Origin of the sequence: Nocardioides sp. NPDC047086, assembly GCF_040643685.1 — a bacterium.
Taxonomy (GTDB): domain Bacteria; phylum Actinomycetota; class Actinomycetes; order Propionibacteriales; family Nocardioidaceae; genus Nocardioides.
In genome coordinates, this window is sequence record NZ_JBEYUV010000002.1 from 218,400 (window position 1) to 243,213 (window position 24,814).

Here is a 24,814-nt window from a genome sequence, read left to right on the forward strand (position 1 = left end):
AGGCTGGGCACATGACGCCCAGCCCCCGCCCGGCCACGAGCCCGACGACGATCGTGCTCACCGTCATCACCGGAACGGTGATGATCCCGATCGACATCACGATCGTCGCGGTCGCGATCGCCCGTCTCTCCCAGGAGACGGGCGCTTCGCTGCCCGTGATCCAGTGGGTGGCCACCGGCTACACGCTCGCCCTGGCAACGGTCATCCCGGCCGCGGCGTGGGCGATCAGCCGGTTCGGCGCGCGCCAGGTCTTCCTGACCGCGATCGGCGTCTTCACCATCGGCTCCGGCCTGGTCGCGGCCTCGTGGAACGTCGAGTCGCTGATCGCGTTCCGGGTCCTGCAGGGGCTCGGCGGCGGCTTCGTGATGCCGGCCGCGATGACCCTGACGCTGCGCTCGGCCCCGCCCGAGGAGCGTGGCCGCCTGATGGCCCTGCTGGGCCTGCCGGTGCTGGTCGGTCCCGTCTTCGGACCGGTGCTCGGCGGCTGGCTGCTCGACACGATGTCGTGGCGGTGGATGTTCCTGATCAACCTGCCGCTGGGCCTGCTCGGTCTCGTCCTCGGGATGCGCAACCTTCCGCGCCTGGAGCGGGGTCCGAGCGCTCGCCTGGACGTACGCGGCCTGCTCCTGCTCCCTCCCGCGATGGCACTCCTCGTGCTGGGCACCTCGTTCGCCGAAGGCACCCTTCTCGACGCTCAGGTGCTGGTCCCGATCGGGGCGGGGATCCTCCTGGTGGCGCTCTTCGTCCGGCACGCGCTCCGCGCCGCGGCTCCTCTGCTGGACATCCGGCTCCTCGGCCGGCGCCTGACCGGCGGCAGCGCCGCAATGCTGGTCTGCTTCGCCGGCGGCTACTTCGGCTCGATGATCCTGGTGCCGCTCTACTGGCAGGTCGTACGCGGCGAGTCCGCCACCACGGCGGGACTGCTGATGGCTCCCGCCGGCATCGCGGCCGGGATCATGATCCAGGTCTCCGGGCGCCTCATCGACCGCTTCCCGCCGCTGCCGGTGATCGGCTCGGGCATCATCGTCTCCACCCTGGGCTTCGGCGCCCTCGCGCTCCAGCTGAGCGCCGATGCGCCGATGGCGACCCTGGCCGCCACGCATGCGATCGCGACCGCCGGCGCCGGGTTCGTGATGCTGCCGACGATGACCATCGCCACCCGCTACCTCGAGGACAGCGCCATCCCGGCCGGCTCGACGATGATCAACGTGATGAACCAGGTCGCCACCGCCCTGTGCACCGCCGGCGTCTCGGTGCTCCTGGCCGCCGCGCTCTCTGCTCGCCTCCCCGGGCTGGGCAGCGACGGCGTCGGAGCGCTCAGCTCCCTCTCCCCCACCGAGCGAGCGGCCGTCGCGCCGTTCGCCGCCGAGGCCCTGCAGGTCGCGTTCTGGCTGCCGGTCACGATGATGGCGATCTCGGCCGTGGTCGCGTTCCTCGTCTTCCGGCGTACGCCCTCGGCCCGGTCCGCGTCCTCCAGCACCGGCATGCGTGCCGAGTCGGCGCAGACTGACGAGAATGCGCGTCGAGTCGGCGCGTCTTGACGAGCCGACTCGGCAGCGGGTTCGGTCAGGACGAGCCGACTCGGCAGGTCATGGCAGGACTGCGTCCGACCAGGTCTCTACCAGGGGCGGCGGTCGCCGGGGTACGGGTGGGGGCGGCCCGGGTTGGGGCCGCCGGGGTTCGGGCGGCCGGGGTTCGGGCGGCCGGGGCTGAGATGACCGGGGATGGCGTGGCCGGGGCCGGGTCGGGCGGGAGGGACCTGGCCCCGATGGACCGGTCCGCCACCGGGGTACGGCCCGACGGGCCGGGCATGCCGCGGACCGCCCGGATCGCGCCGGGGTGGTTCGCGGCGGCGGCGCCGGGCCACGAGCAGAGCGATGAGCAGCCCCAGGCCAGATAGCCCGAGCACGGCGACGGCGATCTCGACGAAGCCGATCCCGAACAGCCCACTCGAGGCAGGAGCCGGACCGTCCGAGGCGTCGGCGAACGTCACCGGGCCTGCCGTCTCGGAGTCGCCCACAGGCGCGGCCGAGGTGGATTCCGACTCCGACGGTGACGCCGAGGGCGATGTCGACGGGGATGCGGAGGCAGAAGGCGTACGCGACGGGGTCGGCGAGGCCGACGCGGACTTCTTGGGCTTGGTGGTCTGGCGAGGGGTCGGAGCCCTGGTCGACGCCGGCGCGGTCGGCGCCGGCGCGGCGGTGGCCTTCGGCTTCTCGGTCGGCCGCACGCCCGGCGGGTACTTCGCGAAGACCTGGACGCCCCAGCTGCTGCCGTCGACCTTGACGAAGGCGATCCCGATGTGGGTGTAGTCACCCAGGATGTTGGCCCGGTGGCCGTCGGAGCTCATCCAGCCCCGGTGCATCGCCGCGCCGGTCGGGTAGCCCATGGCGACGTTCTCCCCGACTCCCTGCCACCCCTCCGGCACCTGTTCGGCGAGGTCGGGGTTGTGTGAGAGCGCCCCGTCGGCGGCGATCTTGTAGGCCCACTTCCGGGCCAGCCCGTCGAGGGCGGAGTCGCGCGTGAGCGGGTCCAGACCGGCGTCGGCACGCGCGGAGTTCGCGAGCCGCTTGATGGTGCCGCCCTCCCCTGCGGAGGCAGGAGATGCGCCGAGGAGCAGCGCTCCGGCAGCGAGCAGCAGGGCGAGGACGTAGGACACGGGGCGATGCAGGTGGGGGAACATCCCCGCCAGGGTATCGACCTTTACTCTGCGGCGTCGCGCTCGAGGTGGCGCTCGATGTGGGCCTCGATCCCGGCCATCAGCAGGCGCTGCCCGAAGGCAGAAGGATCGTCCGAGTCGGACACCTCGCCGGACTCGGCCGGCTGCCAGGTGGCCATCGACGCCATCAGGTTCGGGAACCGCTCCGGATCCGCGTACGTCACGAGCATCTGCTCGAACGACGCGTAGGGGTTCTCGGCGAGCCGAGCGGCCTCGACCTCGATCCGCGCCTCACCCAGGCCGTACTGCGAGATGATGCCCAGGATCGCCAGCTTCTCGTCGGCGGGCAGCGCCACCTCGCGCAGGTAGTGGAACCCCAGGTCGAGCCAGGCGAGCCGGTTCGGCCCCGGCAGCGAGGCGCCGAGCGGCAGGTCCAGGAACCACGGCTTGCTCAGCGCCAGGTCGACCTGCGCGCGCATCCAGGCAGCCAGGCCCTCGCGCCAGCCGAGGTCCCGCGACGGCTCCGGCAGCTCGGCACTGAGACGGTCGGCGAGCAGGATGAGGAGCTCGTCCTTGTTCTTCACGTGCCGGTAGAGCGCCATCGGCGAGCAGCCGACCGCCTCGGCGACCCTGGCCATCGAGACGGCAGCAAGGCCCTGCTCATCAGCGATGAAGTAGGCGGCCTCGACGATCTGGGCGGCGCTCAGCGCCGGCTTCGGGCCACGCCGGCCGGCCGGAGGCTTGCCCCACAGACGAGGGATCAGGTCGGAGCTCATCGCCTCCATCATGCCCTGCTCCCTCCGGAAACTGGTTGACCGCCCCATCGTTCTGCGTATTCTATAAACAGTTAATGCCATACGCTATTAGATCGGACGGCTACATGAGCGCATCGACAAGACCTCTGGCGAGGCAGTGGTGGGTCTTCCCGCTGGCCGCGGCGACGGTGATCTTCCTGATGACGGCGCTACCGCGGTACGTCGGCCTGGACCCGTCGCAGTCGCTCGTCCCGACCGACCGCGGGCCGGCCTTCTACCCCGCGCTGGTGACGCACATCTTCTTCGGCTCGGTGATGCTCTGCTGCGGCGTACTCCAGCTGTGGCCGTGGCTGCGCGCCAACCACCCGAAGGTGCACCGCTGGACCGGGCGCACCTATGTCGCCACCGCGATCCCGACCGGCGTGGCGGCGCTGGTCACCAGCCAGTTCCCCGCCGCCGGGCCGTCGCAGCAGGTCGGCAACACCTTCTTGGCCGTGCTGTTCCTGCTGTTCACCGTGCAGGGCTACCGCGCCGCCCGGCAGCGGCGCTTCAAGGACCACCGGGAGTGGATGTACCGCAGCTACGCGATGGCGTTCTCGATCGTCGCCAACCGGTTCTGGGGCATGGTGATGATCATGATCTTCGTGCCCGAGGTCATGAGCGGCGCCAACATCGGCACCGAGGACCCCACGCTCGCCAGCGCGGCCGCGGCGTCCGCCTGGGTCAGCTGGGTGGTGAACCTGCTGATCGCCGAGTGGATCATCCACCGCAGGCCGCGCCGACGCGCGGACCGCGCCGACCGTCAGGCCAGCGCGTCGCGCAGCGTCGAGCGCCAGACGCCGGTGAGCTCCTCGAGCGGGATCTCGACGGTGCCGCCGTCATAGGCGATCGAGTAGGCAGCGCCACCCGTCACCCCGAGCTTCGTCGCGGCGACCCCGTGGCGCTCGGCCAGCGAGATGAGCCGCTCGACGTCGTCGGCCTTCACGGTGACGATCGCGCGGGCGACCGACTCCGAGAAGAGCGCGACGAACGGGTCGCCGGCCAGCGTGACCGAGACACCGATCCCCGAGGACATCGCCGGCTCGGCCAGCGCCTGCATCAGGCCACCGTCGGAGAGGTCGTGGGCGGAGGTCACGAAGCGCGCCTCCAGCAGCAGTTCGGCGAGCGCCTTCTCGGCACCGAGGTTCACCTTCGGCGGCAGCCCGCCGAGGTGGCCGTGCACGACATGGGCCCACTCCGAGCCGGAGAGCTCCTCGTGGGTCTCACCGAGCAGGACGACGACCTCGTCGGCCGCCTGGAAGTCCGAAGGCGTACGCGTGGTGACGTCCTCGATCACACCGAGCGTCGCGACCACCGGCGTGGGGTGGATGGCGACCTCGCCGGTCTGGTTGTAGAGGGAGACGTTGCCGCCGGTGACCGGGATGCCGAGCTCGAGGCAGGCGTCCTTCAGGCCCCGGGTGGCCTCGGCGAACTGCCACATCACGTCGGGGTCCTCCGGGGAGCCGAAGTTGAGGCAGTCGGAGATGGCCAGCGGCTTGGCGCCGACGGAGGCGACGTTGCGGTAGGACTCGGAGAGCGCGAGCTGGGCACCGGCGTACGGGTCCAGCTTGGCGAAGCGACCGTTCGCGTCGGTGGCGAGCGCGACGCCGAGGTTGGTCGACTCGTCGACGCGGATCATGCCGCCGTCGGCTGGCTGGGAGAGGACGGTGTTGCCGCGCACGTAGCGGTCGTACTGCTCGGTGATCCAGGACTTGTCGCACAGGTTCTCCGAGGCCACCAGCGTCAGGATGGTCGAGCGGAGCTCGTCGGTCGAGGCCGCGCGCGGGAGCTTCTCGGCCACGTCGGCCTGCAGCGTGTCCTGCCAGGACGGGCGGGCGTAGGGGCGCTCGTAGACCGGTCCGTCGTGGGCGACGGTGCGCGGGTCGACGTCGACGATCGGCTCGCCGTGCCAGTCGACGCGGAGCCGGCCCTCGCCGGTGACGGTGCCGATCGTGGCGGCTTCGACGTCCCACTTGTCGCAGATGGCCATGAAGGTGGCCTCGTCCTCGGGCGCGATGACGGCCATCATCCGCTCCTGGGACTCGCTCATCAGGATCTCCTCCGGCGCGAGCGTCGAGTCGCGCAGCGGGACCTTGGTCAGCTCGACGTGCATGCCACCGTCACCGGCGGCGGCGAGCTCGGAGGTGGCGCACGAGATGCCGGCCGCGCCGAAGTCCTGGATGCCGCGGACGATGCCTGCGGCGAAGAGCTCGAGGGTGCACTCGATCAGCAGCTTCTCCATGAACGGGTCGCCGACCTGGACGCTCGGCCGCTTGGCCGGGCCGTCCTCGTCGAACTCGACCGACGCCAGGATGGAGGCGCCGCCGATGCCGTCGCCGCCGGTGCGCGCGCCGTACATGATCACCAGGTTGCCGGCGCCCGACGCCTTGGCCAGGTGGAGGTCCTCGTGGCGCAGCACGCCGACGCAGAGGGCGTTGACCAGCGGGTTGCCGAGGTAGGAGGCGTCGAAGACGGCCTCGCCGCCGATGTTCGGCAGACCCAGGCAGTTGCCGTAGTGGCCGACCCCGGAGACGATCCCGGGCAGCACCCGGTGGGTGTCCGGCTCCGAGAGCGGGCCGAAGCGCAGCGGGTCCATGACCGCGACCGGCCGGGCGCCCATCGCGAGGATGTCGCGGACGATGCCGCCGACACCGGTCGCGGCGCCCTGGTGGGGCTCGACGTAGGAGGGGTGGTTGTGCGACTCCACCTTGAAGGTGACCGCGTAGCCCTGGCCGACGTCGAGCACGCCCGCGTTCTCACCGATGCCGGCCAGCATCTTGCCGGCCGGGGTCTCCTGCGGGATCTCGCCGAACTGCTTCAGGTGGACCTTGGAGGACTTGTAGGAGCAGTGCTCCGACCACATCACCGAGTACATCGCCAGCTCGGCACCGGTCGGGCGGCGCCCGAGGATGCGGCGGATCTCGGCGTACTCGTCCTCCTTCAGGCCGAGCTCGGCCCAGGGCTGGTCTCGGTCGGGGTCACCGGCAGCGTGGTGCACGGTGTCCAGGAGCGGAAGATCGGACGCAACGGCAGCGGACGAAGTCTCGGTCACGGGCAGAAATCTACGTCAGAAGTGCCCAATCCCCTTAGTCGTCAGCGGGGCAGCCCGCGCCACTCCCGCAGGTCGCGGATCTCACCGAACTCCTCGAGCGCGGCCCTGGCGACCTCGCCGTCGCCGGCGTAGGCGGCGACGCTCCAGCCCCGACCCTCCACCATCTCGGCGGTGACCCAGGAAGCCTCGCCGTGCGGCGTGGGCAACCGGCGCGGGCGCCAGAAGAGCGACATCGCGCCGTCGGGGCGCTGCTCGATCCTCGGGGTCGACCCGATGGCGGCGTACTTCCGCTGGCCGGTCCGCCACTCGCCCCAATAGGCGTAGTGGAGGTAGACCGGGGTGCCGCGCCACGACATCGAGCACTCCACGAAGAGATCGCGGGGGCCGGTCTCGCCGTGGGCGCACTCGCCGCTCCGGGCCGCCTCCTGGTAGCCCGGGAAGACCCACTTCATGCCGTCCTCGCCGCGCGGGTCCGGGCACCGGGTCAGCGAGCCGGCGCCGTTGCCGTCCCAGCAGACGTAAGGGGTGTTGGCCTGCTTGGTGGTCGAGCTGACCTGGTCGGCGACCGCGAACGGTCCGGTCACCTCGCCGCCGTGCGCGACGTGGATGATCCCGGCGACCGTCAGCGCGAGCATGACCGTGATCGCGAAGAGGACCGGCGTCACCCGATCACGTCGCTGCTGCACAGGTCCCCACCCCCTTGGCGATCCGTTCCTTTACCAAGGTAACGCCGCCGCGCGGCTTTGGTTAGGGCCCTTCTGCCACGGGACCAATGTCCCGTCGCGTCCGCGACCCGAGACCCCCGCCCACAGGACGGACCACCATCTAGTCTTCTATTCATAGTTATTCACTAAAGAAAGGCTATACGGTGTCCTTCCCCAGCACGTTCAGCCGACGCAGCCTCCTCGCCACCGGGGCCGGCGCGGTCGCCGCCACCGGCCTCGCAGCCCCCGCCAACGCAGCGACCGAGGCGCCGTTCAAGGCCCGTAAGGTCAACCGGCCCAAGCGCAAGCCCAACCTCCTGGTCATCCTGGGCGACGACCTCGGTTGGGCCGACCTGTCCGCCTACGGCTCCCCGGACATCGAGACGCCCAACCTGGACCGGCTCGCCGCCTCGGGCGTGCGGTTCACCGATACGTACTCCGCCTCCTCGGTCTGCTCCCCCACCCGCTTCGGCCTCTACACCGGGCGCTACCCCGGCCGCCTCGCCGGCGGACTGCCGGAGCCGATCTCGTCGCCGAACGAGCTCCACGGCATCCCCCTCGACCACCCGACGCTCGCCTCGCTGCTGAAGGAGCAGGGCTACGCGACCGCGCTCTTCGGCAAGTGGCACTGCGGCTACCTCCCTTGGTACAGCCCGACCCGGGTCGGCTGGGACGAGTTCTTCGGCAACTTCTCCGGTGGCCTCGACTACTTCTCGAAGATCAACCACAACGGCGATCACGACCTCTACGAGGACGAGGTGGAGGTCGAGGACCTTCGCTACTACACCGAGATCGTCACCGAGAAGGCCGTCAGCTTCATCGAGCGCGACCACGACGCCCCCTGGCTCCTGAACCTCAACTTCACCACCCCGCACTGGCCCTGGGAGGGCCCCGAGGACAAGGCGGTGAGCGATGAGCTGACGGCCCGGATCGAGGACGGCGAGAAGGGCGTCCTCTTCCACAACGACGGCGGCTCGCTGGCGACGTACAAGACGATGGTCGAGGACCTCGACCAGTCGATCGGCCAGGTCATCAGGGCCCTCGACCGCACCGGCCAGCTCCGCGACACCGTCGTCTTCTTCGCCAGCGACAACGGCGGCGAGCGGTTCTCCAACGTGTGGCCGTTCACCGGGGCCAAGTCCAGCCTCAACGAGGGCGGCATCCGGGTGCCCACCATTCTGAGCTGGCCCGGCACGCTGCCCGGCCGTCAGGTCAGCGACGAGCCCGCGGTCACGACCGACTGGACCGCGACCTTCCTGGAGCTCGCCGGCGCGACGCCGGCGAAGGACTACCCGCTGGACGGCACCAGCCTCGTCCCGCTCCTCTTCGGCGGCCGGCCGCGCGAGACCCAGGACCTCTTCTGGCGTATGCGCGGACAGCGGGCGCTGCGCCGCGGCTCGCTGAAGTACCTCCAGCTCGACGGCACCGACCACCTCTACGACCTGAGCGGGGACGTACGCGAGCAGGCCGACCTGGCCCGGAAGCGGCCCGAGGACCTGGCGGAGCTGCGCGCGGCCTGGGAGAAGATCGACGAGACGCTGCTGGCGTACTCCTGACGTACGCCGGGCGAGTCCACTGGTAACTAAGTGACGGTTGTGACTACCGTGACGAAATATGGGGGACTTCACCAGGCTCAAGTACGTCAGACGGGCACTCGGCGCAAGCCTGATCTCCGGCGTCGTCGGCGTCGCGGGGCTGGCCACGCCCAGCCCCGCGGCCGCCGCGAACCCGGTCACGCCGGGCAACTTCACCGGCTATGGCTTCGACCAGTGCCAGGCGCCGTCGCAGGCGGCGATGGACCGCTGGTGGCAGCACTCCAACTTCGGCGCGGTCGGCATCTACATCGCCGGCAACTCCCGCGGCTGCCGCAACCAGACCAACCTCAGCGCGACCTGGGTGCGCAAGCAGCAGGCCCGGGGCTGGCGGCTACTACCGATCACGCTCGGGCCGCAGGCCTCGTGCAACCCGCACTTTCCGCGCTACCGCGACGACCCGCGGATCAGCGCCCGCTCGACCGACCAGTACGCCACGGCCAAGCGCCAGGGCATCAACCAGGCCAACGCGACCGTCGACGCCGCGAAGCGCTACGGCATCGCTGCCGGCAGCACGATGTTCTACGACCTCGAGGGGTTCGACATCGGCAACAAGCGCTGCCGTGAGTCGGCGATGTGGTTCGTCTCGGCCTGGAGCTACCGGATCAAGAAGCTCGGCTACCGCCCGGGGCTGTACTCGAGCGCGTCCTCGGGGATCAAGGCGATGCAGGCCGTCTGGCACGCTCAGCCGCGCGGCTTCGTCTACCCCGCGGACCTGTGGATCGCCGACTGGGACGGCCGCGCCGGCACCTCGACCAGGTACATCCCCGAGAAGCCGTGGAGCCCGCACCGCCGCGTCAAGCAGTACCGCGGCCCGCACAAGGAGACCCACGGCGGCACCACCATCGAGATCGACTCCAACTTCGTCGACCTCGGCCGGGGCTCCTACGCGCGGCCGGTGACGCACTGTGGCGGCGTGCCGGTCAGCTTCACCAGCTATCCCGCCCTCAAACCGCGCACCAGCTCCTACACTCCCTCGCCGATCTACACCAAGGCGCTCGAGTGCATGCTCCGCGAGCGCGGCGACTTCGGCGGCCCGATCGACGGGACGTACGACGCGGGTCTGGTGCGCTCGATCAACGCCTGGCAGCGCTCGCACGGGCTGACGGTGGGCAAGACCTGGACCCAGGGCGCCTGGAAGACGCTGTGGGCGGCCAACAGCCGCCCGCTCCTGAAGCGTGGCTCCGCCGGCGAGAGCGTCCGCGACCTCCAGCGTGCCCTCAGTGCCACCTCCGCACCCGAGCGCCCGAAGATCACCGGCGTCATGGACTGGAACACCCAGGTGGCCCTCGTCGCCTACCAGAAGCGCCTCGGCCGCAGTGCGACCGGCATGGCCACCGAGGTCACCTGGTACGACCTGGCCCACGGCCGCTGATCGCGAGTTGTGAAGCTGAGCGTGGCCCACGGGCCACGCTCAGCTTCACAACTTCTCGGACTCCGAGCAGAAGATCTGCTGGGACTCGGCGGCCGAGTCGGAGTGGGCGAGGCCGGTCACCTCGGCCGGGACGCCCTCGGGATAGAGGTCGCGGAGGTCGAGGACACCGACACAGAAGATGACCTCCTCGACCGGGTCCGGGAGCTCTGGGACCGAGTCGTCGTCGAACGGGCGATACTCCTCGAGCGGCAGCGGCACGCGTACGTCTCGCTCCATCTCCTCGCCCGCTGCGAGCCTGACCCAACCGACCGCCGGCATCTGGGCGAACGTCTTGTCGTCCGGCAGCGGGAAGACCCGCTTGCTCGCCTCGGCACGGCTCCCACCGCTGCCCAGGACGTAGACCGTGTCCGCCGACGGCGGCTGGAGAGCCCCGTTGGCGTACGTCGGCACCGAGTCGACCACGTAGACGTCGGTGTCCGCATCGTTGACCACCCGATAGCTGATCTCCAGCCCGTCACCGGCCGCGGCGATCTTCGACTCGAACCGGACCCCCTCGATCTCTCGCTTCCCTTCGGGAACGTTCGCGCAACCGCTCATCACCAGACCTCCCGCCGTCAGCAGCGATGCCAGCATCATCGACCTAGTAGTGGTCACGGTGCGGTGCTCCCATCTCGTCGCGGAGCCCGTTCTCGGTGTAGACGTAGGGATGGTCCGGGTCGATCTGCTCCGGCGTGCTCGGATCGTTGTCGTGGTCGACGGGCAGGCCCGCAGCCTCGCGCTCACGGTTGTTCGTCCCCTGGTTCTCGGGGTCGTCGCCGTGGTACTCGCCGGGTTCGAGCGTGCCGTGCATGTAGTCGTAGACGTGCGCCATCTCGTGGTAGAGCACCGCGACAGGAGGGCCGTCGACGGGCGTCTGGGGATAACGGTTGCCGGTGTTCATCGTGTCGATGTCCGGCATGTACTCGATCTCGTTGCCGCCCATCGGCCCGTCCGATGCCGAGCTGTTCGGGGTGTCACCGACGTACTCGCGGATGGTCAGGTTCTCCTGCCCGATCCCAAACACACCCGAATCGTCGTGTCGCCGATCCAGCGCAGCGAGCATCTGCTGTCCCGTCGGCGAAGCGGCCAGCATCTCGAGGTCCGCACGGGTCCGGGCGACGAACTCCGGCGAACCCTCGATCTTGATCCACTCCGGGACCTCGGTGATCTGGACCGTCACGTGCTGCTCGACGCCTTCGTCGGTGTCGCCGGACTCGCTGTGAGCCTTGTCGTCGCCCGAGCCGCCGTAGGTGGTGTCGGTCCCTCGTCCGGCGTAGCTCACGTCGTCGCCGGCACCACCGTGGATCCGGTCGTTGCCGTCGCCGCCGGACGCGATGTCGTTGCCATCGCCTCCGACGAGCACGTCGTCGCCGTCGGCCCCCTCGAGATAGTCCTGGCCGCGGCCGCCGCTGATCCGATCGTTCCCAGCCATGCCGTAGACGGTGTCGTCCCCGCCCGCTCCGGTGGCGAGATCGTTACCGCCCTGGGCGTCGATGTAGTCGCGGTCCGTGCCGCCCGAGATCCGGTCGTCACCGTCGCCGGCGAAGATGTGGTCGCGGCCCTGGCCACCGAGGATGCGGTCGCTCCCGCTGCCGCCGTTGAGCCGGTCGTCACCTCTGCCGCCGAGCAGCGAGAGGTTGACGTTGGTGCCCTGCGGGACGTTGATCTCGTCGTTGCCCTCGCCGGCGCGGATGACGATCTCGTTGCCGGGAGGTACGTCATACATCTGGCCGTTGACGGTGACGACCTGCTTCCCGGTCAACGGGTTGATCCCGACGGTGACCACGTCGTCACCGCTGCCGGTGTTGATGTAGGTCTTTCCGTCGACGTTGATCATGCCGACCGAGTCGACGTCGGCAGGGAGGTGGAACGGGTCCTGTCCCGACTCGGCGATCGCCGCCATGCTCCTCGACAGCCCCTGCCAGGCAGCGGTGGTGTCGACCAGCACCTGGCGGTCGGCGTTGAGGTCGCGGTCGAGGCCCGACCGGATCTCGGAAGCGCGGGCGATGGCGTCGGTGACGAGCTTGCTGTCCTCGGGGGTCTCGGGCTCGAACCGGATGTCGCCCGAGGGGCTGCCCTGGTGCGGAACGTGGGCCACGGTGGCCCAGGACTGGTCGAGGTGACCTTGGGCGATGCGTACAGTGCCGGCGATCCGGGCTGTCGCCGAGGAGGCCTTGTCGGCGAGCTCGCGCGCCTTGTCGAGGTCGGTCAGGAGCGTCTTGCGATGCCCCTCGTAGGACTCGGCGGACTGGCCCTCCCAGTCGGCGACCACGTCCTTGGAGCCGCTGATGAACGACTCGGTGACGCTGTCGAGCGCCTTCGCGATCGAGGTCCAGCCTCTCGACGCGTCGTCGATCGAGGCCGCGTCGTCCCACAGCTTCCAGGTGCCTTCGGACATCTCGTGCTCCTCAGCGCGGAGTCGGGGTGGGGCCCGGGGACGGGCTCGGCGTGGGCGACGGCGGCTTCGGTCCCGGAGTCGGCTCCGGGGGCCGCGGCGTCGGCCCGGGAGGCAGCGAGTTGCTGGACCGGGCGGCCCGCGCGACCTCCTCGTCGGTCGCGGAGATGTCGAACGCGCACAGCATGAGAGCGTCGGCGTCGGCTTCGAAGACCGACGCGAACGACTCGAGGGCGCTGGACGCGGCTTCTACCAGCGGCCCGTGGGCAGCGGTGGTGTCGTAGCCGCCCTGGGTGTTGCCGGCATCACGCGAGGCGACCTGGAGGGCGCCGGCGTTGTCCGTGGTCGCAGCGGTCAGGTCCATCGCCCGGTCGATGCAGCGGTCGGCGAGCCTGACGAGATCGTCGGGACGTACGTTGATCTGAGATGACATCGGGGCCTCCCTCTCCATCGGAGTTCTTCCCCGGAACACGCGCGACTACACGCGAACGCCGCGCCTATCTCATCATCCGAGACGGACGCGGCGGTCGGGCGCTCAGGAGAAGGGGTTGGGGAGGGCGCCTGGGAGGTCGGCGAGGAGCTCGCGGGCGCGCGCGGCGACCTTGTGCTCGACCAGGACCTCGTACTTCGTCGGCACGATGACCTTGACGCTCGAGAAGTCGCGGGTGCCGCGGGTGGCGGCGTAGCCGATCAGCGACCAGATGAGGCCGAAGACGACACCCAGCAGCACCGTCGACAGCAGGATGAACAGGAAGTTCTCGTTGCCGAAGAGGGACATGATCAGGCCGACGAAGACACCCAGCCAGGCACCGGACAGGACGCCGGCGAGGGCGACCTTGCTCCAGGTGAGGCGGCCGGTGATCCGCTCGATCTGCTTCAGCTCCGTGCCGACGATCATGCAGTTCTCGACCGGGAACTCGTGGTCGGCGAGGAAGTCGACCGTCTTCTGCGCAGCCGCGTAGTCGTCATAGGTGGCGAGCGACTGGGGAAACTCCAGCTTCAGCGGGCTCTGCGGGCCGCTTACCGGCGAGTTGAAGGACATACGTCCAGTCTGCCCCAGATGGGGTCAGGATTTAAGGACGCCGTTCGCGATGACGTCAAGCATGGGACGTACGTCCTTGGGCTCGAGCGAGGACTGGTCGGCCATGGTCGCGACCCCGCCGAGGAGGCGGCAGACGTCAAGGTTGTCGACACCCTCGCGCAGCACGCCTTGGTCGGACATCTCCGTCAGGACACTCTCGTTGGCGTCGGCGTAGGTCTGGCACTTGGTGCGCAGCGGAGAGTCCTGACAGCCCAGGGAGGCCGTGATCTTGGCGGCGGCACCCTGGTGGCGGGTCAGCAGCGAGACGTACTCCTCGAACCAGGCGAGGAGCTTCTCCCGGCAACCGCCCTCGGTCGCCATCGCCTTCTCGACGTGGGCGGAGACCTCCTCGATCCAGGTCGCCATGATCGCCTCGTGGAGCGCTTCGCGCGTGGGGAAGTGACGGTAGAGGGTGCCGGGACCGACACCCGCGCGCCGAGCCACCTCGTCCAGAGGTGCGTCGAGACCGCGCTCCTTGAACACCGCATGGGCGACCTCGATCAGCCGCTCGCGGTTGCGCTTCGCGTCGGCTCTCATCCAGACCTCCTCAGTGACTCCCGCCGCTCTGCGGGGACCCCAGTTAACAGCAAGCACCGCCATCGCATCTAAATGCGTTGCTAAGCGGAGACACCCTCCGGTAGTGTCGTGAAACGGAGGCTCCCTCCGCTTCACTGTACTCCTCTTCCGTCTCCAACAGGAGCTCTCGAATGACATCCACCGTGGCACCACCCAAGCCACCCGCGGCCGCCAAGGCCGCCGGCGCCGGGATCGCCCTGGTCCTGGTCGCCCAGCTGATGATCGTGCTCGACTCGGCGGTCGTGAACGTCGCACTCCCCCGCATCGCCGACGACCTCGAGTTCACCCCGGCGGCACTCACCTGGGTGCTCAACGGCTACACCGTCGCCTTCGGCGGCCTGCTGCTGCTCGGCGGCCGGCTCGGCGACGTCTTCGGCAGGCGGCGTACGTTCGTCGCCGGCCTCTCCGTCTTCACCCTCTTCTCGCTGGCCGGCGGGCTCGCGCCGACCGACGACCTGCTCGTCATCGCCCGCGCCCTGCAGGGCTTCGGTGCCGCGATCGCCGCACCTCAGGTGCTCGCGCTGCTGACCACGTCTGCGAAGGACGAGGCAGGCCGCGCCCGGGCGATCGCCCTCTTCGCGGCCGTCTCCTCCAGCGGTGCCTCGATCGGGCTGATCCTCGGCGGGATCCTGACCGACGTCGCGTCGTGGCGCTGGACCCTGTTCATCAACGTACCGATCGGGCTCGTCGTGCTCGCCCTCGTCGGCCGCCTCGTCGCCGAGACCGCCCCACGACCGGGGCGCTTCGACATCGTCGGCGCCGTGACCGCCACCGGCGGTGCGGCCGCGATCGTCTGGTCGCTGATCGGCGCACCGGAGCACGGCTGGACCTCCGCGCGCACCATCGGCGGGATCGCCGTCGGCCTGCTCCTGCTGGTCGCCCTCGTGCTCACCGAGCGCCGGGTCGCCCACCCGCTGCTGCAGCTCCACCTCTTCAACAGCCACCGCCGCGTCGCCGCGTTCATCGCCGCGGTCGGGCTGGTCGGAGCCCAGTTCGCGACGTTCTACCTGACCGTGATCTACCTGCAGGGCGTGCTCGGCATGGGGCCGCTCGCCTCCGGACTGGCGTTCCTGCCGCTCACCCTGATGATCTTCGCGATGTCCCGGGTGGCGCCTCGCATCGCAGCCCGGATCGGGATGCCGCGGGTGCTGGTCTTGGGCGCCACCGGCCTGACGGCGTCGTTCCTGTGGCTGAGCACGCTGACGGAGTCGAGCACGTACGCCGGCGCCGTCCTGGCTCCGTTCCTCCTCAACGGCGCCTTCGCCTCGCTCGTCTTCACCTCCACCACGGCCCTCGGCCTCGAGGGCGTCGACGCCGCCCACGCCGGCTCCGCCTCGGGCCTGGTGCAGACCATGCAGCAGCTCGGTGGCTCGATCGGCCTGGCCGTGATCGCCTCGGTCTACGTCGCCAACGGCACCCCTGGCGAGGTCGTCCCGGGGATGCGCGAGGCCTTCTACGCCGCTGCCGCCCTCGGCGCGCTCGGGATCATCGCCTCGTTGAGCGTCGTGCTCCGGCGACCCTCCGGGTCGCGTGCGTACGTCCCCGGCCGGGTCGCTCCCGGGATGGACTGAGCGTTCCTCCAGCAAGACGGAGGAACAGACCCAGACGACGATCGGCCCGGTTCGCGATTCGCGAGCCGGGCCGATTCGTGTGCCAGAGGTCAGGCGAAGGCCTTCTCGGCCAGCGAGGTGAAGAAGCCGAGGCCGTCGGTGCCGGACCCGGTGAGGGTCTCCACTGCGTGCTCGGGGTGGGGCATCAGGCCGACGACGTTGCCGGCCTCGTTGGTGATGCCGGCGATGTCGTTGACCGAGCCGTTGGGGTTGACGTCGAGGTAGCGCGCGACGACGCGGCCCTCGTCCTCGAGCCGCTTGATGGTGTCGGCGTCGGCGACGTACTGCCCCTCGCCGTTCTTCAGCGGGACCACGATCTCCTGGCCCTGGCCGAACGCGGAGGTCCAGGCGGTCGAGGCGTTCTCGATGCGCAGCTTCTGGTCGCGGCAGATGAACTTGAGGTGGTCGTTGCGCAGCAGGCCGCCGGGAAGCAGGTGGGACTCCACCAGCATCTGGAAGCCGTTGCAGATGCCGAGCACCGGAAGACCCTTCTGGGCGCCCTCGATGACCTCGGTCATGATCGGCGCGAAGCGGGAGATGGCACCGCAGCGCAGGTAGTCACCGTAGGAGAAGCCACCGGGCAGGATCACCGCGTCGACGCCCTGCAGGTCGTGGTCGCCGTGCCACAGGGCAACTGCCTCGTTGCCGCCGACACGGACGGCGCGCTGCGCGTCGACGTCGTCGAGCGTGCCCGGGAAGGTGATGACGCCGATCTTCACTGCTCGACCCGAACGACGAAGTTCTCGATCACCGTGTTGGCCAGGAAGGTCTCGGCCAGCTTCTCGATCTGGGCGAGCGCGTCGTCGGTGACCTCAGGGATCTCCAGCTCGAACCGCTTGCCCTGACGGACCTCGGTGACCCCGGTGAACCCGAGCCGCGGCAGGGCGCCGAGAACGGCCTTCCCCTGCGGGTCGAGAATCTCGGGCTTGGGCATGACGTCGACGACAACGCGAGGCATGGCTGCAGTCTAGGTGGGCCAGGGGCCGCTCACCTAAACCGTTGGCTCCCCCTCCGACCAGGTCTTTACGATCGCTCCTCGTGCGCCATCTGCTGATCGACATCACCCCGTTGCGTACGTCTCCTGCTTTCCGCCGGTTCTTCATCGGGCGGGCGGTGTCGGGGCTCGGCGGGCAGATCTCGATCGTCGCGGTGATGTACCAGGTCTGGGAGGCGACCCACAGCCCGTTCTGGTCCGGCAGCGTCGCGCTCGCGCGGCTCGTCCCGATGCTCGCGATCGGGCTCTGGGGCGGCGTGGTGGCCGACCGCGCCGACCGGCGCTCGATCCTGCTGGCCACCAACCTCGCCCAGCTCGTGCTGGCACTGCTGCTGATGGCACAGGCCCTCTGGTTGAGCACCTCGCCGTCCTCGCTCGGACTCGTCCTCGTGCTGGTCGCGCTCATGGCTGCCGCCGGCTCGGTCGCTGCCCCGGCGAGCATGAGCGTGATCCCGCGGCTCCTCCCCACCGACCGGGTAGCCCCCGGGCTCGCCCTCAACCGGCTGAGCTTCCAGGGGTCGATGCTCCTCGGCCCCGCGCTGGGCGGGCTGATCATCGGCTACGCCGGCCTCGAGATCGCGTACGCCGTCGACGCGCTCTCCTTCGCCGCCGGGTTCATCGGGGTCGCCGGCCTCCCCGCCCTCGCACCCGCGAGGAGGACGAGCCGCGGCGGAGTCCTCGAAGGCCTGCGTTTCGCGGCCACCCAGCCGGTCGTACGCGGTGTGCTCCTCGTCGACCTGGCAGCCACCGTGCTGGCCATGCCGGTGAGCCTGTTCCCGCTGGTCAACGAGACCCGGTTCGGCGGCGACCCACGTACGCTCGGGCTGTTCCTGACCGCGATCGCGGTCGGCGGGGTCGCGGCCTCCCTCTTCTCCGGCTCGTTCACCCGGCACAGCCGGCCGGGGGTGATCACCATCGGAGCCGCCGCCGTGTGGGGCCTCAGCCTCGGTGCCGTCGGACTGGTCACCTCGCCATGGCTGTGCCTCTGCCTGCTCGCCGTCGCCGGGGCCGCCGACTCGGTCAGCGTGGTCACCCGCGGCACCCTGATCCAGCTCGCCGTGCCCGACGACCTGCGCGGCCGGACAGCCGCGATCGAGATGATCGTCGGCGCCGGCGGGCCCGAGATCGGCAACCTCCGCGGCGGCGCTGTCGCCCAGCTGTCCTCCGGCTCGTTCGCCCTGGTCAGCGGGGGCATCACCTGCCTGCTCGCCCTCGCCGCGGTCGGCGCCACCTCCCGGCCGATGCTCGCCTTCAGGACCGGCCAGACGCCGCTGGGAACGGCCTCACGGTCGCCCAGCGGCTGACGTGATGTCCCAAGGTCGAAGTTCACAGCCACCCGGTGACTGCGATCTTCGACCTTACGCATCACACACCGAGCACGAGCGAACCTGACCCTCCCAACCGCCGAGCCGCAGCAGATCGCCGATCCGGGCGGCAGTCCGGCACGGATCACCGAGCACCTGCCCATACGTGATCCGGACGGTCCGCAGGCCGCGCGCGGCCGCGGCATCCAGGTCGCGAGCGTGATCGGCATCCCGAGCAGCGGCGCTTCCGTGGAACGCGCGACCGTCGAGCTCCACGACCAGGCCGTACGCGGCATAGGTGACGTCGCGCTCGACGGAGACACCCGCGACCGAGTCGGCGACCTGCCGCTCCCCCGTCGGCAGGCCGTGGGCGCGCTCGACGCGCCTGAGGTATTCGCGCTCGAGCACCGAGCACGCGCCTTCCTTGAGATCCTCGAGCAGTTCGCCGAGGAGCTGCCGATCACGCATCCGTCGGCGATGGTCCAGGGCCTCGACGAGCGCCCCCGCCCGCAGCGCCTTGCTCTGGACCAGGTCGGCGAGCATCGAGAACGCCTCGTTGAGGTCGGAGGCATCCGCGGCCGCATCGATCGCCGCTTCAGCGATCAGCTGCCGCGGCGGATAGGCGGCCCAGTCGACGTACCCCTCGAAGCGGGCCCGCCGTCGGACGATCACACCGTCGGGTGCTCGCACCGTGCGGCCGATCGGCACCATCACCTCGATCGGCGCGCGCTCGGGCGGCTTCGGCAGCGCCGACCTTCCGGTCAGCGCCGCCGGCCAGCACGCGAGCACCGCCGCCCAGGCACGCTGACCCCAGGTCGGGTTGCCGGTGTGACTGACGTAGACGCCCGGATGGACCGCGGTGAGCTCACGGTTGCGTACGAGGCGACGGATGTCGTGGTCCTGGGCATGCAGCTCGCGTAGCTGCCTCCTCGAGATGACCCCGCCTTGGACCTCATCGCGCAGCCGCTCCATCCCGTCATGGTCGAACGGCTGCTTCGCGTCCCCCGAGTCGCCCATATGACAGTCCTATCCCGAGAACGCCCGGCCCAACCCACAAACTCGAAGATCGCAGCCACCACGTGACTGCGATCTTCGAGCTACGGCTGCTGCCGGCGTACGGAATCGGTTACTTGAGCTCGCGCTTGAGGATCTTGCCGGTGGCGGTCATCGGCAGGGCGTCGACGATCTCGACGATGCGCGGGTACTTGTAGGCCGCCATCTGCTCCTTCGACCAGGCCACGATCTCCTCGGAGGTCGCGGAGGCGCCGGGCTTGAGCACGAGGACCGCCTTGATCTCCTCGCCGTGGGAGTCGTGCGGGACACCGATCACGGCGGCCAGCGAGACCGCCGGGTGGGTCAGCAGGACCTCTTCGATCTCGCGCGGGTAGACGTTGAAGCCGCCGCGGATGATGAGCTCCTTGGCGCGGTCGACGATGTAGTACCACCCGTCCTCGTCCCGCTTGGCGAGGTCACCCGACCGGAACCAGCCGTCCGAGGTGAGCACCTCGGCGGTGGCCTCGGGGCGGTTGTAGTAGCCCTTGAAGATGTTGTGGCCCTTGATCGCGATCTCGCCGATCGCGTCGGGGGTCCACTCGACGTCGTCCCACGAGGCTGGGTCGATCAGGCGCATCTCGACACCGGGGATCGGGACGCCGATCGAGCCCGGACGCACCGGCTGGCCGTAGAGCGAGAACGACGCCACCGGCGAGGTCTCGGAGAGGCCGTAGCCCTCGAGGATGGTCACGCCGAAGCGCTTCTCGAACTCCTTGTGGATCTCGACCGGGAGGGCCGAGCCACCGGCGGCGGCGACGCGCAGGTTCTTGGCGAGGGTGGCCACGTCGATGTCCTCGGAGAGGGCACCGAGGAGGCCCCAGTACATCGTCGGCACACCGGCGAAGAAGCTCACGCTCTCCTTGAGCATCGTCGCCAGCGCGGCCGCGGCGTCGAAGCGGGGCAGCAGCACGATGGTGCCGCCGAAGGCGATCGCGCCGTTCTGCACCACGGTCTGGCCGAACGCATGGAAGAGCGGCAGCACGGCGAGGTAGGTGTCGGGCCGCTCGGCCGAGGCACCGAAGAGCTCGGCGCCGGCGAGCGCGTTGTCGCGCATGTTGCGGTGGCGCAGCTCGGCGCCCTTGGGCTGCCCGGTGGTGCCGGAGGTGTAGAGGATGACCGCGGTGTCGTCCTCGTCGGTGGCCACGGTGTCGAACGTCGGCGGCTGGGTCCCGATGCCCTGGCCGAGCGTGGTCACGCCCTCGATCGGCGACGCGGCGGTCGGGTCGGCGGTGATCAGGAAGAGGTTCTCGACCCCGGCCTCCTTCGCGCCCGCGTGCGCCTCGGCACCGATGGCGAGCTCCGGGGTGCCCTCGAAGGCGAAGAGGGCCTTCGCGTCGGAGTCCTTGAGGTGGTAGGCCACCTCGCGCCCCTTGAGCAGCACGTTGAGCGGAACGACGGTGGCGCCGGCCTTGAGGATGCCGTAGTAGACCATCGTGAAGTAGGGCAGGTTCGGGCTCATCAGGGCGACCCGGTCACCCGCACCGACGCCCTTGCTCGCCAGCAGGTTCGCGACCTGGTTGGCGGCACCGTTGATCTGGGCGTAGTTCAGACGGATGTCGCCGAGGACGATCGCGGTGCGCTCGGGATAGTTCGCCGCGGAGTCTTCGAGCAGCGAAGCGAGGTTGTACGTGGACACATGGCCTCCAGTCGTGTGCGTGTTACGCGTCACAACTTACCCGCAGGTAGCCACCCACGAAACAAGGTCCACGTTTTTACTGCGACACGTGTCTCAGAAGCGGTGGCCGGTGAGCTTCTCGTACGCCTCGACGTACTTCGCCCGCGTGCGCTCGACGATCTCCTCGGGCAGCTCCGGCGGCGGACCACCGGCGGCGCGGTCCCAGCCGGACTCGGGCGAGAGCAGCCAGCGGCGGATCACGTCCTTGTCGAAGCTGGGGATCGCCGCACCGGGGTGCCATTGCGCCGCGTCCCAGTAGCGGGACGAGTCGGGCGTGAGCACCTCGTCGGCGAGCACGATCGTGCGGATGCCGAGGTCGTCCTGGCGTACGCCGAACTCGAACTTGGTGTCGGCGAGGATGAGGCCGCGGCCGCGGGCGATCTCGTCGGCGCGCTGGTAGACCGCCAGGGTGAGCCGGCGCACCGCGGCGGCGTCGTCCTCGCCGATCAGCTTGGAGATGTACTCGTAGGTGACGTTCTCGTCGTGGTCGCCGAGCTCTGCCTTCGTGGCCGGCGTGAAGATCGGCGGGGTGAGCCGGGAGCCGTCGACCAGACCGGCCGGCAGCCGGATGCCGCAGACCTCGCCGGTGGCCTCGTACTCACGCAGGCCCGAGCCGGTCAGGTAGCCCCGCGCGACGCACTCGACGGGCAGCATGTGGAGCTTCTGAGCCACCACCGCACGGCCTTCGACGGCCGCGGGGACGTCGGTCGAGAGCACATGGGTCGGCACCAGGTCCTCGAACTGCTCGAACCACCACAGCGACAGCCGGGTGAGGATCTCGCCCTTGTCCGGGATGACGGTGTCGAAGACGTGGTCGAAGGCCGAGATGCGGTCGCTGGCGACCATCAGGAGCTGGCCGGCGTACGGCCCCTCCTCCAGCTCGTAGAGGTCGCGCACCTTGCCGGAGTGGAGGTGCTTCGCGCCCGGGATCGCCGGCGCCGGGGGGATGTTGAGGTCAGCCACGGGATCAGCCTAAGAGATACCGCTGCCAAACCGTTTCTCGCTTAAGTAGACTGTTTCGAGCGATTTAGGCGGGAGGCCCGCGCATGGAACGACGACCACAGCCAGACTTCTTGATCATCGGCGCACCGAAGGCCGGGACCACGGCACTGCACTCGGCGCTGGCGAGGCACCCACAGGCGTTCGCCACGACACCGAAGGAGCCGAAGTACTGGCTGTGCGACGACGCTCCCCCGCCGCACTGGCGTGGGCCCACGACGGCTGGGCGCCGTTCTGGCGCTACCGCGAGCTCGGGCTCTACGGCCGCCAGCTCGACCACCTCTACGAGCTGGTCGGCCAGGACCGTGTGCTGGTGGTGCGCTACCGCGACATCGTCGACGAGCCCGCCGCGACCGTTGACCGAGCCTGCCGCTTCCTCGGCATCGAGCAGGGCCGCGTCGACCACATCCCGAAGGACAACAGCAGGACGTACGTCGAACCCGGCTGGCGCCCGAAGGTGCTCGGGCCCGTGATCAGGAGCGGTGCCTGGCTCGCCCAGTTCGCGCCGCCGGAGGCGTGGCGCAAGAGCTATCCGCCGTTGCTTCGCCAGCTCTCCGGGCCGGGCGACCACCACCGGCCCCGGCTGACGCCGGAGCAGCGCGAGCAGCTCCTGCCCGCCTTCGCCGAGGACATCGAGCTGCTCACCAAGGTGAGCGGACAGGACTTCTCCGACTGGCTCTCCACCTCGAGACGGGGTTCGTTCCAGGAGCGCGCGAGACTCGCCCAGGACCTCAGCGAACCAGCGTGATCAGGTCGTGGGCGCCGTCCTCGCGGGCGGCCTCCACGTAGTAGCGGATCCGGCCGTCGGGCAGCGCCACGGCACTGGCGTAGCGGAAGGCGCCGTCGGAGTGAGGGCTCGCGATCGGGGCCGCGTCGGCATCGGCGACCAGCCGGGAGCCGTCCCAGCGGGCGATGCCGGTGGTCTCGTACCAGTTGGACTCAGCGTCGGCTCGGCCGTCGTAGAGGACGACGAGCGGGTCGTGCGAGACGACCGTGGTGACCCGGGCCCCGCGGGCGTCCCACCGGCCCGGACGACCGGCGAGGACCTCGCCGTCGTCTTGCCATTCCAGGCCGTCGGTGGAGGTGAGGTAGCGGGTCGTCATCCGGTCCTCGTGGCCGGGCTCGGCGAGCGGGTGGCAGCACAGCCACATCTGCCAGGTCTGGGTCACCGGGTCGATCGCGATCACCGGGTCCTTGACCGCGACGGTGTCGCTGCCGGCGTGGACGACCTGGCGGCGCCCCTCGGGGAGGCCCTCGACGGTGTCGGCGGTGAGGCTGTCGACCCACCAGTGCTTGGAGTCCCAGGTGGCGCAGGAGAGGTAGAGCCGCCAACCGCCCTCGGGCAGCGGCACCAACACCGGCCGCTCCAGCGACTCGCAGCCGAACTGGTCGCGGTGGACCTCGGTCACCGTCTCGAACCGCACGCCATCGGTCGACCGAGCGACGCTGACCGTGACGCCGCGTCCGTCGGAGAGCGGACGCCGGTTGCGCCAGGTCAGCCAGAAGACGCCGTCGGCCAGGACCGCGCTCGCCGCGCCGGCCCAGTTGCCCGGGCCCTCGCCGGGTGCCGGGATGACGAGCTCGGCACCGTCGTAGGACGGCAGGGACGGAAGCAAACCGGTGGTCATGGAGGCATCTTAGTCAAGTCACTCACTCGACTAAGAAACCACGCCGCGCGGACGCACCGGATATGGCATGGTTTCGAGCCATGGCCGAGACAGCTGATCAGATCTATGCCCGCGTCCAGGCCGGCGGCGACCTGCCCGCTCCGAGCGTGACCGAGTGGGACGTCTTCCCGTGGGTCGTCCGCGAGGGCGAGATCGCACCCAAGCCGCTCGCTCCCCCTGCCCCCGAGGAGCCGCGCAGCGGTGAGGACGGGGTGGACTGCAACCTGTGCGGCACCGATCTGCCCGGCGTGATCTGGCAGGACGAGAGCTGGCGGGTGAAGCACCTGGCGCAGTCCGGTCTCCCGCTCGTACTGATCCTCGAGCCGCTCGAGCACTACGACCTGCCCGATCTCGACGAGCACCAGGCGGCCGAGTTCGGTGTCCTCACCGTGCGGCTCGCCCGGATCGTGGAGAGCCTGCCCAACATCGCCCGCTGCCACGCGATGCGGATCGGCGACGGCGCCGAGCACCTGCACATGTGGTTCCTGGCCCGCTCGAAGGACCTGCTCTCCGTACGCGGCAGCTTCTCGCCCGACTGGGACGACATCCTCCCGCCGGGCCCCGAGGAGGTCTGGCGCGCCGACCTCGCCGAGGTCGCCCGCAAGCTCGCCACCCACGGCGGCGAAGCGCTGGTCTGATGGATCTGACCGACGAGGCGGACGTACGCCGCCTGCTGGACGTGATCGAGCAGGAGATCGTCCCGCTGACCCGTGTCGGCGTGGCCGCGGGCAACAAGATCTTCGGCGCCGCGATCGTGCGCCGCGCGGACCTGTCGACGGTGGTCGCCGAGACCAACAACGAGACCGAGAACCCGCTGTGGCACGGCGAGATCCACGCCATCAAGCGCTTCTTCGAGCTGCCGGCCGAGGAGCGGCCCGCGCCCGCCGACTGCCTGCTGCTGGCGACCCATGAGCCGTGCTCGCTGTGTCTGTCGGGGATCGCCTGGTCCGGGTTCCCCGAGTTCGCCTATCTCTTCAGCCACCAGGACTCGGCCGACTCCTTCGCGATCCCCTACGACCTGGCGATCCTCAAGGGTGTCTATGCCGTCCCGGATCCCGACCGCGACGACGTCGCCCCGGGGCGCGACCTCTACAACCGCACCAACGCCTACTTCGTCAGCACCGGGCTCGCCCCGCTCGCCGACCCCGAGCAGCTCGCCCGGATCACCGCGACCTACGACGAGCTCTCGGCGACGTACCAGGAGAGAAAGGGTGGCGGCGCGATCGCGCACCCCTGACGAGGCTC

24 protein-coding genes are annotated in these 24,814 nt (G+C 70.0%); 9 read left to right on the top strand and 15 right to left on the bottom strand.

What is annotated here, in order from left to right:
• The first annotated feature begins 11 nt into the window (after positions 1-11).
• Positions 12-1,541, top strand: a complete 1,530-nt coding sequence (locus ABZ796_RS02955; protein ID WP_357334496.1) for a DHA2 family efflux MFS transporter permease subunit — start codon at positions 12-14, stop codon at positions 1,539-1,541.
• A 77-nt stretch (positions 1,542-1,618) separates the two neighbouring features.
• Here ABZ796_RS02955 and ABZ796_RS02960 read toward each other — a convergent pair whose 3' ends face one another.
• Positions 1,619-2,683, bottom strand: a complete 1,065-nt coding sequence (locus tag ABZ796_RS02960) for a CAP domain-containing protein (RefSeq protein WP_357334498.1) — start codon at positions 2,681-2,683, stop codon at positions 1,619-1,621.
• A gap of 20 nt (positions 2,684-2,703) precedes the next feature.
• A complete protein-coding gene (locus tag ABZ796_RS02965) occupies positions 2,704-3,435 on the bottom strand; it encodes a TetR/AcrR family transcriptional regulator (protein WP_357334500.1) in 732 nt (243 codons plus the stop codon).
• 104 nt (positions 3,436-3,539) lie between these two features.
• Between ABZ796_RS02965 and ABZ796_RS02970 the strand changes: the two genes are divergently transcribed.
• Positions 3,540-4,298, top strand: a complete 759-nt coding sequence (locus tag ABZ796_RS02970) for a DUF2306 domain-containing protein (RefSeq protein ID WP_357334501.1) — start codon at positions 3,540-3,542, stop codon at positions 4,296-4,298.
• Here the strand turns inward: ABZ796_RS02970 and purL are convergent.
• Complete coding sequence (gene purL / locus ABZ796_RS02975; RefSeq protein WP_357334503.1) at positions 4,217-6,505, bottom strand: phosphoribosylformylglycinamidine synthase subunit PurL; 2,289 nt, start codon at positions 6,503-6,505, stop codon at positions 4,217-4,219. The genes ABZ796_RS02970 and purL overlap by 82 nt on opposite strands.
• 41 nt (positions 6,506-6,546) lie before the next feature.
• Positions 6,547-7,191: a hypothetical protein gene (locus tag ABZ796_RS02980; RefSeq protein ID WP_357334505.1), complete on the bottom strand. Its 645-nt coding sequence runs from the start codon at positions 7,189-7,191 to the stop codon at positions 6,547-6,549.
• Positions 7,192-7,373: 182 nt separating this feature from the next.
• On the opposite strand from ABZ796_RS02980, the gene ABZ796_RS02985 reads away from it, so the two are divergent.
• Positions 7,374-8,765 (top strand): sulfatase-like hydrolase/transferase, encoded by a 1,392-nt coding sequence (locus ABZ796_RS02985; protein ID WP_357334507.1) that lies wholly within the window; start codon positions 7,374-7,376, stop codon positions 8,763-8,765.
• A gap of 58 nt (positions 8,766-8,823) precedes the next feature.
• Positions 8,824-10,176, top strand: coding sequence for a glycoside hydrolase domain-containing protein (locus ABZ796_RS02990; protein ID WP_357334509.1), 1,353 nt, complete (start codon positions 8,824-8,826; stop codon positions 10,174-10,176).
• Positions 10,177-10,221: 45 nt separating this feature from the next.
• Here ABZ796_RS02990 and ABZ796_RS02995 read toward each other — a convergent pair whose 3' ends face one another.
• The 5 genes from ABZ796_RS02995 to ABZ796_RS03015 all read right to left on the bottom strand — a co-directional run bounded on the left by ABZ796_RS02995 (position 10,222) and on the right by ABZ796_RS03015 (position 14,228).
• The gene (locus tag ABZ796_RS02995; RefSeq protein WP_357334511.1) at positions 10,222-10,830 is read right to left on the bottom strand and encodes a hypothetical protein; all 609 of its coding nucleotides are present in this window, start codon (positions 10,828-10,830) and stop codon (positions 10,222-10,224) included.
• On the bottom strand, positions 10,817-12,613 hold the full coding sequence (locus ABZ796_RS03000) for a M91 family zinc metallopeptidase (RefSeq protein ID WP_357334512.1): 1,797 nt from the start codon (positions 12,611-12,613) through the stop codon (positions 10,817-10,819). Before ABZ796_RS03000 ends, ABZ796_RS02995 begins: the two co-directional genes overlap by 14 nt.
• A gap of 10 nt (positions 12,614-12,623) precedes the next feature.
• Positions 12,624-13,043, bottom strand: coding sequence for a hypothetical protein (locus tag ABZ796_RS03005; protein WP_357334514.1), 420 nt, complete (start codon positions 13,041-13,043; stop codon positions 12,624-12,626).
• A gap of 102 nt (positions 13,044-13,145) precedes the next feature.
• Positions 13,146-13,652: a general stress protein gene (locus tag ABZ796_RS03010; protein ID WP_357334516.1), complete on the bottom strand. Its 507-nt coding sequence runs from the start codon at positions 13,650-13,652 to the stop codon at positions 13,146-13,148.
• 24 nt (positions 13,653-13,676) lie between these two features.
• Entirely contained in the window at positions 13,677-14,228 is a 552-nt protein-coding gene (locus ABZ796_RS03015) for a TetR/AcrR family transcriptional regulator (protein ID WP_357334518.1), read from the bottom strand.
• Between the two features lie 170 nt (positions 14,229-14,398).
• Between ABZ796_RS03015 and ABZ796_RS03020 the strand changes: the two genes are divergently transcribed.
• Entirely contained in the window at positions 14,399-15,838 is a 1,440-nt protein-coding gene (locus ABZ796_RS03020) for an MFS transporter (RefSeq protein WP_357334520.1), read from the top strand.
• An 89-nt stretch (positions 15,839-15,927) separates the two neighbouring features.
• On the opposite strand, the gene purQ is transcribed toward ABZ796_RS03020, so the two are convergent.
• Both purQ and purS read right to left on the bottom strand, forming a co-directional pair.
• A complete protein-coding gene (gene purQ, locus ABZ796_RS03025; protein WP_357334521.1) occupies positions 15,928-16,596 on the bottom strand; it encodes a phosphoribosylformylglycinamidine synthase subunit PurQ in 669 nt (222 codons plus the stop codon).
• Positions 16,593-16,835 carry a phosphoribosylformylglycinamidine synthase subunit PurS gene (gene purS / locus ABZ796_RS03030; RefSeq protein ID WP_091045685.1) on the bottom strand — a complete coding sequence of 81 codons (243 nt, stop codon included), beginning with the start codon at positions 16,833-16,835 and terminating at the stop codon, positions 16,593-16,595. The genes purQ and purS overlap by 4 nt, the downstream gene beginning before the upstream one ends.
• Positions 16,836-16,915: 80 nt before the next feature.
• Here purS and ABZ796_RS03035 point away from each other — a divergent pair, with 80 nt between their 5' ends.
• Positions 16,916-18,175 carry an MFS transporter gene (locus ABZ796_RS03035; RefSeq protein WP_357334523.1) on the top strand — a complete coding sequence of 420 codons (1,260 nt, stop codon included), beginning with the start codon at positions 16,916-16,918 and terminating at the stop codon, positions 18,173-18,175.
• A gap of 54 nt (positions 18,176-18,229) precedes the next feature.
• On the opposite strand, the gene ABZ796_RS03040 is transcribed toward ABZ796_RS03035, so the two are convergent.
• The 3 genes from ABZ796_RS03040 to ABZ796_RS03050 all read right to left on the bottom strand — a co-directional run bounded on the left by ABZ796_RS03040 (position 18,230) and on the right by ABZ796_RS03050 (position 21,866).
• Positions 18,230-19,192: a hypothetical protein gene (locus ABZ796_RS03040; protein ID WP_357334525.1), complete on the bottom strand. Its 963-nt coding sequence runs from the start codon at positions 19,190-19,192 to the stop codon at positions 18,230-18,232.
• 109 nt (positions 19,193-19,301) lie between these two features.
• Positions 19,302-20,864, bottom strand: coding sequence for a long-chain fatty acid--CoA ligase (locus ABZ796_RS03045; protein ID WP_357334527.1), 1,563 nt, complete (start codon positions 20,862-20,864; stop codon positions 19,302-19,304).
• A gap of 93 nt (positions 20,865-20,957) precedes the next feature.
• A complete protein-coding gene (locus ABZ796_RS03050) occupies positions 20,958-21,866 on the bottom strand; it encodes a phosphoribosylaminoimidazolesuccinocarboxamide synthase (RefSeq protein WP_357334528.1) in 909 nt (302 codons plus the stop codon).
• A gap of 214 nt (positions 21,867-22,080) precedes the next feature.
• On the opposite strand from ABZ796_RS03050, the gene ABZ796_RS03055 reads away from it, so the two are divergent.
• Entirely contained in the window at positions 22,081-22,650 is a 570-nt protein-coding gene (locus tag ABZ796_RS03055) for a sulfotransferase domain-containing protein (protein WP_357334530.1), read from the top strand.
• Here ABZ796_RS03055 and ABZ796_RS03060 read toward each other — a convergent pair.
• Positions 22,634-23,530 carry a hypothetical protein gene (locus ABZ796_RS03060; RefSeq protein ID WP_357334532.1) on the bottom strand — a complete coding sequence of 299 codons (897 nt, stop codon included), beginning with the start codon at positions 23,528-23,530 and terminating at the stop codon, positions 22,634-22,636. The genes ABZ796_RS03055 and ABZ796_RS03060 overlap by 17 nt on opposite strands.
• 80 nt (positions 23,531-23,610) lie before the next feature.
• On the opposite strand from ABZ796_RS03060, the gene ABZ796_RS03065 reads away from it, so the two are divergent.
• Positions 23,611-24,207, top strand: a complete 597-nt coding sequence (locus tag ABZ796_RS03065) for a hypothetical protein (protein WP_357334534.1) — start codon at positions 23,611-23,613, stop codon at positions 24,205-24,207.
• Positions 24,207-24,806 (top strand): nucleoside deaminase, encoded by a 600-nt coding sequence (locus ABZ796_RS03070; protein ID WP_357334535.1) that lies wholly within the window; start codon positions 24,207-24,209, stop codon positions 24,804-24,806. Before ABZ796_RS03065 ends, ABZ796_RS03070 begins: the two co-directional genes overlap by 1 nt.
• The last annotated feature ends 8 nt before the right edge of the window (positions 24,807-24,814 follow it).